The following is a 14,367-nucleotide window of genomic DNA, read 5'->3' as shown; positions in this document are numbered from 1 at the left end:
TGCGCGGGAGAGGGGAGGCCACCTGCTCGTTTCCAACTTTGTCGGCAATCTGCGCTGCAGCGCGGGCTCAGATCGCTCCGCAGCTTCGCAACGTGTCGATCGCCTCGACGCCGATACCCCAGTCGCGCAGCACCGCTTCGCTGTGCGCGCCGGGTTCGGCCGGCGCCTGGGGCACGGCGGCCGGCGTGCGGCTGAAGCGCGGCGCCGGGGCCGGCTGCATGACGCCGTCGATTTCCAGGAAGGTTTCGCGCGCGCGGTTGTGCGGATGCTGCGGCGCCTCGTCCCAGTCCAGGATCGGGGCGAAGCAGGCATCGCTGCCTTCCAGCAGCTCGCACCACTCGGCGCGCGTACGGGTGAGGAACAGCGTGGTCATGCGGGCCTTGAGCTCGGGCCAGTGGCGCTTGTCGAGCTGCTTGTCGAAGAGCGGATCGTCCAGGCCGCAGCGCTCGCGCAGCAGCGCGTAGAACTGCGGCTCGATGGCGCCCACCGCCACGTACTTGCCATCGGCGCAAGCATAGGTGTCGTAAAAATGCGCCGCCCCATCCAGCAGGTTGTCGCCGCGCTGGTTGGTCCAGCGCCCGGCGGCCTTGAAGCCGTACATCATGGCCGACAGCAAAGCAGTGCCGTCAGTCATGGCCGCGTCCACCACCTGCCCCTTGCCCGAGTTGCGCGCCTCGTTGACCGCGCACATCACGCCAAACGCCAGCAGCATGCCGCCGCCGCCAAAGTCGCCGACGTAGTTGAGCGGCACCACGGGTGGCTGCCCCGGCCGGCCGATGGCGTGCAGCGCGCCGCCGATGGCAATGTAGTTGATGTCGTGGCCGGCAGCCTGGGCCAGCGGCCCGTGCTGGCCCCAGCCGGTCATGCGGCCATATACCAGCGCCGGGTTGCGCGCCAGGCATACGTCCGGGCCCAGCCCCAGGCGTTCCATCACACCGGGGCGAAAGCCTTCGATCAGCACGTCGGCCCTGGCGATCAGGTCCAGCACGACCTCGGCCGCGCCGGGCTTGCGCAGGTCGATGGCCAGGGAGCGCCTGCCGCGCGCCGTCACGTCGCAGCGTGCCTTGCCCGCGCCGGTGGCCGGCGCTTCGCCGGGCTGGGCCGGGCGGGGCCGGTCGATGCGGATCACCTCGGCACCTTGGTCGGCCAGCATCATCGCGCAGAACGGCGCCGGGCCGATCCCAACCATTTCCACCACTTTCAGTCCCGCCAACGGTCCCGCCATGTCTTGTCTCCGGTTGCTTGTTCGGTCCGGGGTGTCCCCGAAGCGTCTCGCCAGACAGTTTGCCACGCTCGCCCAGGCGTGGAATCGTCAATACCGACGAATCCGCCCGCACTGTCTTACGGCCGATCGATACCAGGCACTGGCTTGCGCCGAGAGCCGATCCTTCGGTGGCGGCACTGTGCGAGCGGCCACCCCTGCTACGCGCTTCGACCCTCCGTTTTCGCCGCCTCCATTGCCGCTTGAAAACCTTGCAATGCCGGCAAGCCGCCACTGGCCACCAGTTCGAGCAGCCGAAGGTGCCGCAAGCGGAGAAAGCTCCCGGCATTGCGGCGATGGGAAGACATTTCAGTATTCACGATTTCGTAATGCTCACGCGGCTAGCGTGGCGCTAAGGGACAACCACAAGCTGGCTTACTACGTCGAAGTTGAGGAAGACGGCGTTGGCGGTGTCGGGTACATCAGTTCGCTGGTGGAGATTGCCGAGTAATTGAAACGGGTTCTTAAGGCTGGGGCGGTGCCGCGAATCGAGGCGGGGTTGCATCCAGCGCCCCACGAAGTGCTTGCGCGGTCAGGTTGGCCAGGCCCGCCGGCACCGGCTGCCCGCTTTGCGCCAGCGCCTGAGCCACGCTGACTACCTTGTCGGCACGGTACCGGCGAGCGCTGCCGATAGCATCCTCGAAATCGTTGGCGCGGCGGTTGATCTCCTGCGGATCGGCGCTGACCAGCAACACGGCGTGGGCCAGGACCACATGCAGGCTGGGGTCCTCGGCACCCGCCACGCGGCGCCAGTACTGCGCCGTGCCGGCAATCTTGCGGGCGTGTTCCAGCGGGCCCCAGGCCAGGTTGAAACGGCCATCGCAGAACGAGCCGTCCACGGCCTGCCAGTGCGTCTGCAGCCCTAGCGTCTCCAATGCGCCAGCCAGCACCTCGCACAGGTGCAGGTAGACCGCCTCTGCATAGGTGCCGGCACCGCCGCGCACGGGGTAGGCCAGGCTCAGGTTGAGGATGCCCGGGCCCTGCGGCACCAGCCCGCCGCCGGACAGGCGCAGCCAGACCGGGCAGCCGCGCGCGGCAAAGTCGGCGTGCGCGGCCTCCAGTTGCGCATGGCGCAGGTAGCTGCGCGGCACCACCAGCGAGAGCGGCGCCTGCCACAGGTGCGCCAGCCAGCGGCCAGCGGATGCCTGCTCCAGCAACGCGTGCTCGGCGTGCAGAGGGTCCGGGTCGGTGGGATCGGGAGAGAGGGCTTCAAATGGCATGGCATGGCCGGTAAGCGCCGGGGCGGGATGCGCGTATTCCGGGCCGCGCCGCGGCCCGGTGCCGGTCAATGGAAGGTGAAGCCACCGTCGACGTTGACCGACTGCCCGGTCACATTGTCCATGGTCGCGAAGAACAATGCCATCCGTCCCATGTCTTCCGGGGTCTGCGCCCGCCCCTGCGGGATCAGCGTGAGCTGGTGGCGGGCCCAGGAATCCTCCACCGACTCGCCTTGCGCCTTCCATTCGTCGGAGAGGCGATCCCACATATAGGTGCGCACGATGCCGGGGCAGATCGCGTTGACGGTGATGCCGTCACGCGCGACTTCCTTGGCTAGTGCATTGGTGAAGCCGACCACTGCGAACTTGGAGGCACTGTAGTGGGCGAGGTTGGGGAAGCCTTCCTTGCCGGCGATGGAGGCGACGTTGATGATGCGGCCCTTGCGCTGGGCTTTCATGTGTTCCAGCGCCGCCTGGCAGCCAAGGAAGGTGCCCTTGGCGTTGACGTCCATGACGAAATCCCAGTCGCGCTCGCTGAGGTCGTCGACCGGATGGATGCTAATGACGCCTGCGCAATTGACCAGGACGTCCAGGCCGCCTAGCTGGTCGAGTGCTTGCTTCACCATGGCGCGGTGCATCTCGGCCTTTGTCACGTCGACCTTGAGGGTGCTCACCCGACGGCCGAGCGCGCGCACTTCTTCCGCGGTTTCGCGCATGGCGTCTTCGAGCAGGTCGGCGATCAGGATGTCGGCGCCGGCTTTGGCAAGTGTCAGGGCGATGCCGCGGCCGATGCCGCGGGCGCCGCCGGTGACTACGGCGACTTGTCCCTTCAGGGGTTCGGTCATGTTGGGTCTCCGTTGAGTGTTCTTGATTGATTATTTAAGGTCCACCAGACTTCGTATCGGTCCCGCGTACGACAGCAACGTACGCCTCGCTGCGCGCTGGTCCCCGCCCCTCTCCCGCTTGCGGGAGAGGGTAGCAAACCGACGGACTCGGGTTCATCAGCCACTTACATGCCGCTTGAGCAGAGCATTGACTTCGTTGGCCTTCTCCATCTGGCTCATATGGCCCGCATCGTCGAACACCTTCACCGTGGCGCCAGCGGGTGCGTTGCCTGCGTGCGACGCGGGGATGATCTGGTCCTGTGCGCCCCATATCACCAGCACTGGCTTGCCGGTGTCGGCGAGCTTGCGCCCCGGCAGTTCGGTTTGCCTGCCGCCGCCGAACAGGCTCGCGCCCAGCGCGCCGAGCGCTTCGGTTACGCCATCGAGCCGCTTGTACTTGAGCAGGTCGTCCAGCATCTGGCGGCTGACCAGCCCGGCATCGGCGAACAGCAGTTCCACCACCGGCTTGAGTTCGCGGCGGGATTGCGCGTTGACGAAGCCTTCGGTGTATTGGCTGTTGACCTCCTCGCCAAGGCCGGCCGGCGATACGAGCGCCACCGAGCGCACGCGTTGCGGCGCGTCCACCGCCAGTTGCGCGGCTACGCCGCCGCCCATCGAATGGCCCACCAGGTGGGCCTGGCCGATGTCGAGCGCGTCCATGAAATGCGCGACGAATCCGGCAAGCGATGCAAGCGTGGTGCCCGGCAGCCTGGGCGTGGAGTGCCCGTGCGCCGGCAGGTCCAGCGCAATGACGGTGTGCGCGTCGGCCAGAGCGTCGAGGTTGAACAGCCAGTTGTCCAGGTCACCGCCGAAGCCGTGGATGAACAGCACCGTGTCCGCGCCCTCGCCGCGCTTTGCGTAGCGCACGCGGATGCCGTCGACCTCGATGAACTGGTAAGCCGAGGTAGCGGCGTCCTCATCGCCTTCATCGGCGGCGGGCGTTTCATAGGCGGCGACAAAGGCGTCGATGTCCGCGTCGCTGACCTCGGGCGGCGCTAGTACGCCGAGCAGCGCCTTGACCGGCAGGATGTCGCCCACGGCAGCTACCTTGCGGCGCAGGGTGCCGGCGTCCGGCGCTTCCACCGCATTGGCGATCTTGTCGGTCTCCACATCAAGGATCGGCATGCCTACCGTGATCTGCGCGCCCTCCTCGACCAGCCAGTCGTTGATCGTGCCTTCTTTCATCGACAGGCCCCATTTGGGCATGACGATAGGAGTGATCTCGGCCATCAGTGTTTCCCTCCTTTGACGGTCTTGCGCGCGGCTTCGGCGATGTGCGCCGCGCTGGGGATGTACAGGTCTTCCAACGCGGGCGAGAACGGCACCGGCGTGTGCGGCGGGCAGACCATCTCGATGCCAGCCTTGAGCGAGCCGAACGCGCGCTGCGCCACCTGCGCGGAGATGTCGGTGGCGATATTGCAGCGCGGGCTGGCTTCATCCACCACCACCAGGCGGCCAGTGTTTTCCACCGACTCCAGCACGGTGTCGATATCCAGCGGCGAGAGCGTGCGCAGGTCCACGATCTCCGCTTCGATGCCTTCCTTGGCCAGCGTGGCTGCCGCCTCCAGCGCACGGTGCACCATCAGGCCGTAGGTGACGATGGAGACGTCCTTGCCGTCGCGCACGATATTGGCTTCGCCGAAGGGGATTGCATAAGAGTTCTCCGGCACCTCGCCTTCGAAGCCATAGAGATTCTTGTGCTCGCAGAAAATCACCGGATCGTTGTCGCGGATCGCCTGGATCAGCAGGCCCTTGGTGTCGTATGGCGTGCTGGGGCACACCACCTTGAGGCCGGGGATATGCGTGAACAACGGCGTCAGCATCTGGCTGTGCTGGGCGGCTGCGCGAAAGCCCGCGCCCACCATGGCGCGGATCACCACCGGCGTCTCGGCCTTGCCGCCGAACATGTAGCGGAACTTGGCCGCCTGGTTGAAGATCTGGTCGAAGCACACGCCCATGAAGTCGATGAACATCAGCTCGGCTATCGGGCGCATGCCGCAAGCTGCCGCGCCGATGGCCGCGCCCACATAGGCGGATTCGGACAGCGGCGTGTCCAGCAGGCGGTCGCCGTGCTTGGCGTACAAGCCCTTGGTCACGCCGAGCACGCCGCCCCAGGCGTCTTTCTCGCCGTCCGCGCCGGCGCCGCCGACGATGTCTTCACCGAGCATGATCACGCTCGGGTCACGGGTCATTTCCTGGTCGATCGCTTCGTTGATCGCCAGCTTCATGCTTAATTTGCGGGACATGGTGTGGTCTCCTGATCGTGCTCTATTGGTGCTTGGTCTTCGTTATGCCGTGGAATTCGGGATGCCTGGCTGGCTGTGCTCAGTAGCTGACGTACACATCGGTCAGCAGGTCGGCGGGCGAGGGGAACGGCGCTGCCTTGGCCTGTTGCACCGCGTCCTCGATCAGTGCGGCAACCTGCTCGTCGATGGCCTTGAGTTCGTCCAGCGCGATCACGCCGGCCTGGGTCACGGTGGCGGTGAACTTCTTCAGGCAGTCCTTGTTGGCGCGGATGTCGTCGAGTTCGCCGGAGGCGCGATAGGTTTGCGCGTCGCCTTCGAAGTGGCCGTAGAAGCGGACCATCTTGCATTCCAGCAGTGCCGGGCCGCCGCCTTCACGGGCCCGCTTGATGACTTCGCCTGCCGCCTCGTGCACCGCGAAGAAATCGGTGCCGTCCACCGTCACGCCGGGAATGCCGAAACCGGCGGCGCGGTCCACATAGCTGTCCACGGCCGTGCCGTAGTCGCGCGCGGTGGATTCCGCATAGCCGTTGTTCTCGATCACGAAGATCACCGGCAGGTTCCATACCGCGGCCAGGTTCAGGCTCTCCAGGAACGTGCCCTGGTTGGAGGCGCCGTCACCGGCGAATGTAATGCCGATCTCGCCCTTGCCGCGGAACTTGGCGGCCAGCGCGGCACCGCAGATCAGCGGCGCGCCTGCGCCCAGGATGCCGTTGGCACCCATCATGCCCTTGGACAGGTCGGCAATATGCATCGAGCCGCCCTTGCCATTGCAGGAACCGCCCTTGCGCCCGTAGATCTCCTTCATCATCGCCACCGGGTCGACGCCCTTGGCAATGCAGTGGCCGTGGCCGCGGTGCGTGCTGGCGATGCGGTCGCCGTCGCCCAGGTGGTGCAGGATGCCGACCCCGGCGGCTTCCTCGCCGGCGTAGAGGTGGACGAAGCCCGGGATGTCGCCGCGCCCGAAATCCACGTGCAAGCGCTCTTCGAAATCGCGGATGGTGCGCATCCTGCGATAGACGGCGAGCAGTTCCTGTTTGTCGAGGGGCAGCGTGTTCCCGGTGGTACCGGATGCGTTGGCTGTCATGTCTGTCTCCTTCAAGGTTTTGTGGTGGCGGTAAAAAGCTCGGTGAGTGGCTGGGGTGGGGGATGCTGTTGCTGCGGCGGCGCACGCCCGCTGCGCATCAGCCCGGCGGCGGCGGCATAGCGCATGCAGGCCGCCACGTCGATGCTAAGGAAGGCGTGTTCGCGCAGCGTCACGGTGACTTCTTCGTGCGGGCCGAACACCAGCTCGCGCTCGCCGTCCAGCGCAACGATGCCGGCGCGCTGGCGCACGCGGTGCGCAACGCCGTCGGTCAGGCGCTCCCAGCCCGCGATGGGCACCGCGCGCAGCAGGCCGGGCGCAATCGGCGCGCGCAGCTCGAAGCGGCCTTCGCCGGGCGCGGCCAGCTCGATCGCCAGGCCGCCGGATTCATGCCTGCCCACTGGCTCCAGCAAGCCGCCGATGGCGGACAGGCCAATTGCCTGCGGGTCGGCAAAGGACACATAGACGGCGCCCAGCGTCTCGGTCTTCCACAAGGCGCGCGCGCCGATGAAATGCTCGTGCGAGATCACGGCGTCGACCAGCGCGATGTCGTGGCGCACCTCGCCTTCGCCGGCAATCGTGATGTCGAGCCGCTTGTTGCCGGCCAGCGCCTGCGTGGCGGGAATGCGGCCGCTGGCGAACAGGCCCGTGGCCAGCCCGGTGATGGTGGGCTCGCGCATTTCGGGATAGGCGTTGTTGGTGCCGGTGGAGATGCCGGCAATCGGCACGTTGCCGCATTCGCGCACCACCGCGCGGTGGGTGCCGTCGCCGCCCAGCACGATGATGGCGGCGACGCCCGCCTCGCGCAGCATGCGTGCAGCCAGGAAGGTGTCGTCGACGCGCGCGGTGACCGGCATGTCGAGGTACTCCACTTCCGGCAGCGCGGCATCCGGCCCCTGGCGGCGCGACAGGTGGCGCGCCAGCAGCACGCGCATGCCCTCCCGGTCCGGCATCATCAGCACGCGGCCGACGCCGCAGGCAGCCAGCGCGGCCAGCAGGCGCAGCACGATATTGACGCGATCGGCCAGTTGCAGCGTGTTGGCGTTGGCGATCACGCGGCGGATATCGCGCGCGGAAATCGGGTTGGCGATGATGCCGACCAGCGGCCGGTCGGCCAGCGCTTGCTCACCCATGCCTGTCTCCTGTCTTTCTGGTTATGACAGGCATATCGCAATGGGCGTGCCAACCCGCATAGGCACGTCGGAAGCGGGAAAAACTCGGGATTACCCCAAGAAAACGCGGGGCGCGCCGGGACATTGCAGGCTGTGCGCAGGCCGCAGCGTGACAGGTGTCACAGCATCAGGTGTACAGGGGGTGAACAGGTGTAGCGGGGATCTTGAACCGGGTGGAGAAGGCGGCGCGGGCGAGCCGCGCCGCCATGTTCGCTGGCTTGCTAGTGCGCCGCGTCGCGCTGGTTGGGCGACGCGATGCCGTAGCGCGCCATGCGGCGGTACAGCGTCATCCGGCTCACGCCGATCTGGCGCGCCACCGCGCTCAGGTTCCAGCCGGCCGCGCGCAGGTATTGCATCAGCAGCATGCCTTCCGGCGGCAACTGATGCGGGTCGAAGCCCGAGGCCGGCAACGCCGGCGCGCAGGCGGCTTCGACGGCCGCGCTGCCCGGCGGGACGCTGGCGGAAACGGGAAGCAAACCCTGTTGGGGCATCCCCTCGCCAATGCCTTCCGGGAGATCCTCCACCTCGATGTGGCCGTCGTCACAGACCGCCCGCGCGTACTCCAGCGCATTGCGCAGCTCCCGCAGGTTGCCGGGCCAGCGATGCGCATGCAGCCGCGCGCGCGCCGCGGGCGACAGGGTCACGGTAGCTGGCTTGCCGCCAGCGTCCAGCATCTTGCCGATCAGCCAGTCCCGGTCCGTGCGCTCGCGCAGCGGCGGCAGCATCAACCGCGCGCCGTTGAGCCGGTAGTACAAGTCCTCGCGGAAGCGCCCGCTGCTCACCAATTGGTCCAGCGGATGGTGCGTGGCGGATATCACGCGCAGGTTGACCGGCACCGGGCGCGCCGCGCCGATGGCAAGCACCTCGCCCTCGGCCAGCACGCGCAGCAGGCGCGACTGCAGCTCGCGCGGCATGTCGCCGATCTCGTCGAGGAACAACGTGCCGCCGTCCGCCTCCTGGATCAGCCCGCGCTTGGGCCGCGAGCCGGCGCCCGAGAAGCTGTTGGGCAGGTGGCCGAACAGCTCGCTCTCGATCAGGGATTCGGGAATCGCCGCGCAATTCACCGCCACGAAGGGGCCGTCGCGGCGCGAGCTGGCCTGGTGCAGGGCCTTGGCCAGGTACTCCTTGCCGCTGCCGGTCTCCCCGTTGATCAGCAGGTTGATGGGCGAATCGACCAGCTTGGCGGCCCGCAGCAATTGCTGCTGCAGTGCGGCATCGCCACCGCACAGCGCGGCCAGCGGCGCCTGCAGCGGCGTGGCCCGCTCGGTGATGCCACGCGCGCGCTGCCAGCGCAGAGCCGGCGGCATCACGCTCAGGTAAAGCCGCGCGCCGGTGCGGGCCAGCGCCAGCGCGCGCTGCTCGCTGGGGCGCGAATGCATGAAGCGGCCCAGCTCGTCCAGCCGCGCCTCGAACAGCGACTCGAACGGCATGCCAAGCAGCGGCGCGCCGCCCGGGGCCACGCCCAGCTCGGCCTCCAGCATCTGCTGCGCGCGGCGGTTATGGCCAACGATGCGGCCCGACGCGTCAAGCGCGAGCAGGTATTCCGGGTTGACGTCGACAAACTCCGGGGCCGCATTGAGCTTGAGGATCCAGTCTTCGCGGTGACTGCGCACAAAGCTGGCGTTCTCGATCCGGCTGGCGTAGATGCGTACCATCTGCAGTGCCAGGCCCTGGCTGTCCTTGGCTTGCGGCGAGGTCAGCGCGGAAATGTCGAGGATGGCGCAGAGGCTGCCGTGCGAATCGAACAGCGGCGCGGCGGTGCAGGTCAGCGGGATATGGGTGGCGTCGAAATGATCCGCCTGGTGCACGGTCAACGCCTGGCCGGTGGCCAGCGCGGTGCCGACCGCGCAGGTGCCGGCGCCGGACTCGCTCCACTGCGCGCCCAGGTACAGCCCGGCGTGGCGCAGGCGGGCATCGGCGTTGGCGTCGCCCAGGTAATCCACCGTCACGCCCTGCGCGTCGGTCAGCAGCACGACATAGCCCATGCCGGCCACCTGGCTATAGAGCGTCTGCAGCCCGTGGCGCGCGATCCGCGCGAAATCGTCGATGCGCTGCTGGTGCTCGCGCAGCCGGGTCTGCGGCAGGATGCGCGCCTCTTGCATGCGCGCCGGATCCAGCCCGTACTGATGCACGCAGCGCCGCCACGAATTCTGGATGATGGTTTCCGGCGCACGCACCATCGGCGCGCTGGCGCGGGTGGTGAGCTGGACTACCGTGTCGATGTGCTCGCGTTGCCGCAGGTCCATCGTGGTCTCCTTGTCGTCTCCAGGCGCGCTGCCGTGCCGGCGCGCACCAACTCCCGGCTCTGGCGTGGCCTCTGTTGCGCCGCAGGGTTGCGGTGTGGGCGGCCGGGAGTCCTAATGTATCCGACAGGGAGTGGCTTGGGCAAACCCGATCGCACTGGCCGGGCGCGCGCCATGTGCAGCGCAAGGCCGCAAAGGCAGGGTTTCCCAGGCCGATGTGCGCTAGTTGGCGCACGCAGGCGCTCAAACGCCCAGCCGCTGCGCCAGTTCCGTCAAGCTGCTCACCACCACATCCCAGTCCGATTCGGCCGCCAGATCCTTGGACTGGTTCGGGCCATACTCCGTAGGCCGGTTGACATAGGCGGTGCGCATCCCATGCGAGCGGCCATGCCGCAGGTCATTATTGTGCGCTGCCACCAGCATCACCTCCTGCGGCTCCAGGTCGAAGAAGGCAATCACGCCCCGGTAGATCTCCGCCTCCGGCTTGAAGTGGCGCACGATGTCCGCGCTGAACACCGCGTCCCACGGCAGGCCGGCATGCTTGGCCGTGTCGACCAGGCACTGCACGCTGCCGTTGGAGAAGGTGGAAATGATGTAGCGCTGCTTTAGCCGCGTGAGACCCGGCACGGCATCCGGCCAGCCGGAAAGGCGGTGCCAGGCGCGGTTGAGGTAGTCTTTCTCCGCTTCGCTGAGCTCTTCGATGCCGAACTGGTCGAGCAGCGCATCGAGCCGCTCGCGATGCAGCACGTCGATATTGGCCCACGGCCGCTCGCCCTTGCGCACGCGCTCCATGCCGGGCACGTAGCCGGCGCGCCAGGCGTCGGCGAAGGCGGTCCAGTCGGCCTCGATGCCCTTCTCCTGCCCGAATGCGGCCAGGTCCGCGATCACGCTCGTGCGCCAGTCCACCACGGTGCCGAAGACATCGAACACCAGCGCCTTGACCGCGCCCAGGTCCGGCGTGTTGCCGCCCGCGCTGTTGCCGTGGCTCATTCTCTTCTCATGCATCCCTTGATTCCTCCAGGGTAAGCGCGCTCAGGCGCTGGCTTGATCCAGCAGCGCGATTTCGTCGCCGCTCAGCTGCAGGCGCGTAGCGGCGATCAGGTCGTCCAGCTGCGCCAGCGAGGTGGCGCTGGCAATCGGCGCGGTAATGCTGGGGCGCGCGATCTGCCAGGCCAGCGCTACCTGCGTCGGGTTGGTGGCGGTGCGCGCCGCGACCTCGTCCAGCGCCGCCAGGATGCGCAGGCCGCGCGCATCGAGATAGGCCTTGACGCTCTGGCCGCGCGCGCCGCTCTTGTCCAGGTCGGCCTCGCAGCGGTACTTGCCGCTCAGGAAACCGCTGGCCAGCGCATAGTAGTTGAACACGCCCAGGCCTTCGCGCAGCACCAGCGGCTCCAGCTCGGCCTCATACTCGCTGCGGGTATAGAGGTTGTAGTGCGGCTGCAGGCTTTCATAGCGCGGCAGGTTGTGGCGGCGGCTGGTTTCCAGCGCCTCGGCCAGGCGCGCCGCGCTGTAGTTGGAGGCGCCGATGGCGCGCACCTTGCCGGCCTTGATCAGGCGGGCGTAGGTGTCCAGCGTTTCTTCCAGGGGGGTGTCCTGGTCGTCGGTATGCGACTGGTAGAGGTCGATGTAGTCGGTCTGCAGGCGCTGCAGCGACGCGTCGACGGCGCGTTCGATATAGGCGCGCGACAAGCCCTTGCGACCCTCGCCCATGTCCATGCCCACCTTGGTGGCCAGCACCACCTCGGCACGCTTGCCGCTGCGCTTGAACCACTTGCCGAGGATGGCCTCGGACTCGCCGCCCTGGTTGCCCGGCACCCAGCGCGAGTACACGTCGGCCGTATCGATGAAGTTGAGCCCGGCGCCGACAAAGGCATCGAGCAGCGTGAAAGAGGTAGACTCGTCGGCACTCCAGCCGAACACGTTGCCGCCAAATGCCACGGGCGAGACTTCCAGCCCGGACCTGCCCAGTTTGCGCGTGGTGATGCTTGAGGTCATGCGTTTTGCTCCGCGGGTTGCGTCGAGCCGCCCGTCATCCAGGCGCGGCTTAAAGCACATTGTAGGCAGAGATCGGAAACCTTGCCGATCCAGGGTTGGGTTTACCTTAGGTCACTTCATCCCCACTCATTCAAGTCCCAACGGTGGTGGGTCGTTAACCGGCTGTGGCCAGGCTATGCGCAGCGAGCGGAATCGTCTCGCCTGTGCCTGTCTGTCAACACCAAGGTCAGGCCGATGCCGCGCCGCCGGCGCGAACGGCTGCCCGTTCCCGGTAAGCATGATCATGAATCGAATTTCGTTGAACGCCAAACTCTGGGCCGCGCTGGTGGCAATGTGGCTGGCCCTGCTCGCGCTGGGCACCTGGAGCGCCGTGGACACCCGTGCCACCATGATGGCCGAGCGCCGCGCGAGCCTGCAGTCGCTGGTGGCGACCGCCGAAGGCATCGTCAAGCTCTATGTGGACCGCGCCGCCAAGGGCACCATGAGCACTGAGGACGCGCAGGTCGCAGCCAAGGATGCGCTGCGCGAGATGCGCTTCGGCGACAAGGGCTACCTGTTCCTGCTCAACTCCAAGCCGCAAGTGGTGCTCAACCCGGGGCTGCCGCAGATGGAAGGCAAGGTCGTGGGCGACTTCAAGGACCCCGACGGCAAGCTGGTGTACCAGAGCATCGTCGATGCCGGCAAGGCGGGCGCGCGCGCCGGCGCCAGCCCCGACGACAGCTTCACCACCTATCGCGGCCGCATCCCGGGCACCGAAACGCCCGCGCTCAAGCTGACTTACGTGCGCTACTTGCCGGCCTGGGACTGGCACGTGGCCACCGGCGTGTTCCTCAAGGACATCGAAAGCAGCTTCCGCGACAACCTGATCTCCGCGGCCATCAGCACCTTGCTGATCGGCGCGCTGGTATCGGCGTTCATGCTGGCCATCATGCGCACCGTGCGCAAGAGCCTGGGCGGCGAGCCGGCCTACGCCACCGAGGTGGTCACTCGCATCGCCGACGGCGACTTCACGGTGCCGGTACGCATCCGCGCTGGAGACGAGCACAGCCTGCTGGCGGCCATGCAGCGCATGCAGCAGCGCCTGTCCGGCACGCTCGGCGAGATCCGCGGCGCGGCGGATTCGATCGCCTCGGCCACGCAGCAGATTTCCGCGGGCAATTCCGACCTGTCGCAGCGCACCGAGGAACAGGCCTCGGCGCTGGAGCAGACCGCATCGAGCATGGAAGAGCTGACGGGCATCGTGCGCCAGAACGCGGACAATGCGCGCCAGGCCAGCTCCCTGGCGGTCAACGCCTCCGATATCGCGCATCGCGGCGGGCAGGTGGTCAACCAGGTGGTGACCACCATGGGCGAGATCAACGGCGCCTCGCGCCAGATCGTCGACATCATCGGCGTGATCGAAGGCATCGCCTTCCAGACCAATATCCTGGCGCTGAATGCCGCCGTGGAAGCAGCGCGCGCCGGCGAACAAGGCCGCGGCTTTGCCGTGGTGGCGGGCGAGGTGCGCAGCCTGGCCCAGCGCTCGGCCACCGCCGCCAAGGAGATCAAGGGCCTGATCAACAACTCGGTGGCCCAGGTGGACAACGGCTCCGCGCTGGTCGCCAAGGCCGGCCAGACCATGCAGGACATTGTTGGCGCGGTCAAGCGCGTGACCGACATCATGGGCGAAATCAGCGCGGCATCGAACGAACAGAGCGCCGGCATCGAGCAGGTTGGCCAGGCGGTCAACCAGATGGACACGGTGACCCAGCAGAACGCGGCGCTGGTGGAACAGGCCGCCGCCGCGGCCGAAGCACTGGCCGAGCAGGCGCAATCGATGATGCGTTCGGTGGCGTCGTTCCGGCTGGCTGCTTAAGGTAGAGCGACTTCCAAGCGCCGAACGAAGCTGACAGGGATGGGCCAAAGCCGTTGGCCATGACGACGGCAGTCACTCCCCCAGCCCCTCTCCCGCACGCGGGAGAGGGGAGCACGACAACGCAGATCCGGCTTTGTCAGCAAGCTGACAGACTTGATGCATTCGCCGTAGCCGCCGAACGGGCCAAAGCCGCGCGCCATGACGACGGCTGTCACTCCCTGAGTGGAGAGGGGGTGGCTAGGAGCAACTTGAAGCGAAGCCCGGTGCATTCCAGCACGACGGCATAACAAGCGCCCGCCCTCTCCCCCGGCCCCTCTCCCACAAGTGGGAGAGGGGAGCAAACCGGCGGCAAGATCAACCAATTGTGGTAGCCGTGATTTCCGCCGCCCAGGCGGAAATCGCCCAAGCGCGAA

At 67.4% G+C, this 14,367-nt stretch carries 11 protein-coding genes; 1 reads left to right on the top strand and 10 read right to left on the bottom strand.

The annotated features are described in order from the left end of the window. Positions 1-67 precede the first annotated feature (67 nt). The 10 genes from ACYP5B_RS09995 to ACYP5B_RS09950 all read right to left on the bottom strand — a co-directional run bounded on the left by ACYP5B_RS09995 (position 68) and on the right by ACYP5B_RS09950 (position 12,099). Positions 68-1,225 (bottom strand): CaiB/BaiF CoA transferase family protein, encoded by a 1,158-nt coding sequence (locus ACYP5B_RS09995; protein ID WP_459569474.1) that lies wholly within the window; start codon positions 1,223-1,225, stop codon positions 68-70. Positions 1,226-1,725: 500 nt separating this feature from the next. Further along, positions 1,726-2,481: a lipoyl protein ligase domain-containing protein gene (locus ACYP5B_RS09990; protein ID WP_459569473.1), complete on the bottom strand. Its 756-nt coding sequence runs from the start codon at positions 2,479-2,481 to the stop codon at positions 1,726-1,728. Between the two features lie 65 nt (positions 2,482-2,546). Next, on the bottom strand, positions 2,547-3,323 hold the full coding sequence (locus ACYP5B_RS09985) for an SDR family NAD(P)-dependent oxidoreductase (protein ID WP_459569472.1): 777 nt from the start codon (positions 3,321-3,323) through the stop codon (positions 2,547-2,549). Between the two features lie 156 nt (positions 3,324-3,479). Further along, the gene (locus ACYP5B_RS09980; RefSeq protein WP_459569471.1) at positions 3,480-4,592 is read right to left on the bottom strand and encodes an acetoin dehydrogenase dihydrolipoyllysine-residue acetyltransferase subunit; all 1,113 of its coding nucleotides are present in this window, start codon (positions 4,590-4,592) and stop codon (positions 3,480-3,482) included. Further along, positions 4,592-5,608 carry an alpha-ketoacid dehydrogenase subunit beta gene (locus ACYP5B_RS09975; protein WP_459569470.1) on the bottom strand — a complete coding sequence of 339 codons (1,017 nt, stop codon included), beginning with the start codon at positions 5,606-5,608 and terminating at the stop codon, positions 4,592-4,594. The genes ACYP5B_RS09980 and ACYP5B_RS09975 overlap by 1 nt, the downstream gene beginning before the upstream one ends. A gap of 79 nt (positions 5,609-5,687) precedes the next feature. Next, positions 5,688-6,692, bottom strand: coding sequence for a thiamine pyrophosphate-dependent dehydrogenase E1 component subunit alpha (locus ACYP5B_RS09970; protein ID WP_400093781.1), 1,005 nt, complete (start codon positions 6,690-6,692; stop codon positions 5,688-5,690). An 11-nt stretch (positions 6,693-6,703) separates the two neighbouring features. Further along, positions 6,704-7,822, bottom strand: coding sequence for an ATP-NAD kinase family protein (locus ACYP5B_RS09965; RefSeq protein ID WP_459569469.1), 1,119 nt, complete (start codon positions 7,820-7,822; stop codon positions 6,704-6,706). A 260-nt stretch (positions 7,823-8,082) separates the two neighbouring features. Beyond that, positions 8,083-10,107: a sigma-54-dependent Fis family transcriptional regulator gene (locus ACYP5B_RS09960; protein ID WP_459569468.1), complete on the bottom strand. Its 2,025-nt coding sequence runs from the start codon at positions 10,105-10,107 to the stop codon at positions 8,083-8,085. Between the two features lie 240 nt (positions 10,108-10,347). Further along, complete coding sequence (locus tag ACYP5B_RS09955) at positions 10,348-11,109, bottom strand: haloacid dehalogenase type II (RefSeq protein ID WP_459569467.1); 762 nt, start codon at positions 11,107-11,109, stop codon at positions 10,348-10,350. Positions 11,110-11,136: 27 nt separating this feature from the next. Beyond that, a complete protein-coding gene (locus ACYP5B_RS09950) occupies positions 11,137-12,099 on the bottom strand; it encodes an aldo/keto reductase (RefSeq protein ID WP_459569466.1) in 963 nt (320 codons plus the stop codon). A gap of 283 nt (positions 12,100-12,382) precedes the next feature. Here ACYP5B_RS09950 and ACYP5B_RS09945 point away from each other — a divergent pair, with 283 nt between their 5' ends. Next, positions 12,383-13,954: a methyl-accepting chemotaxis protein gene (locus ACYP5B_RS09945; protein WP_459569464.1), complete on the top strand. Its 1,572-nt coding sequence runs from the start codon at positions 12,383-12,385 to the stop codon at positions 13,952-13,954. The last annotated feature ends 413 nt before the right edge of the window (positions 13,955-14,367 follow it).

It is taken from the genome of Cupriavidus sp. 8B (assembly GCF_054589115.1).
Note: the sequence above shows the minus strand (reverse complement) of the source record. Positions and strands in the feature narration are given on the sequence as shown.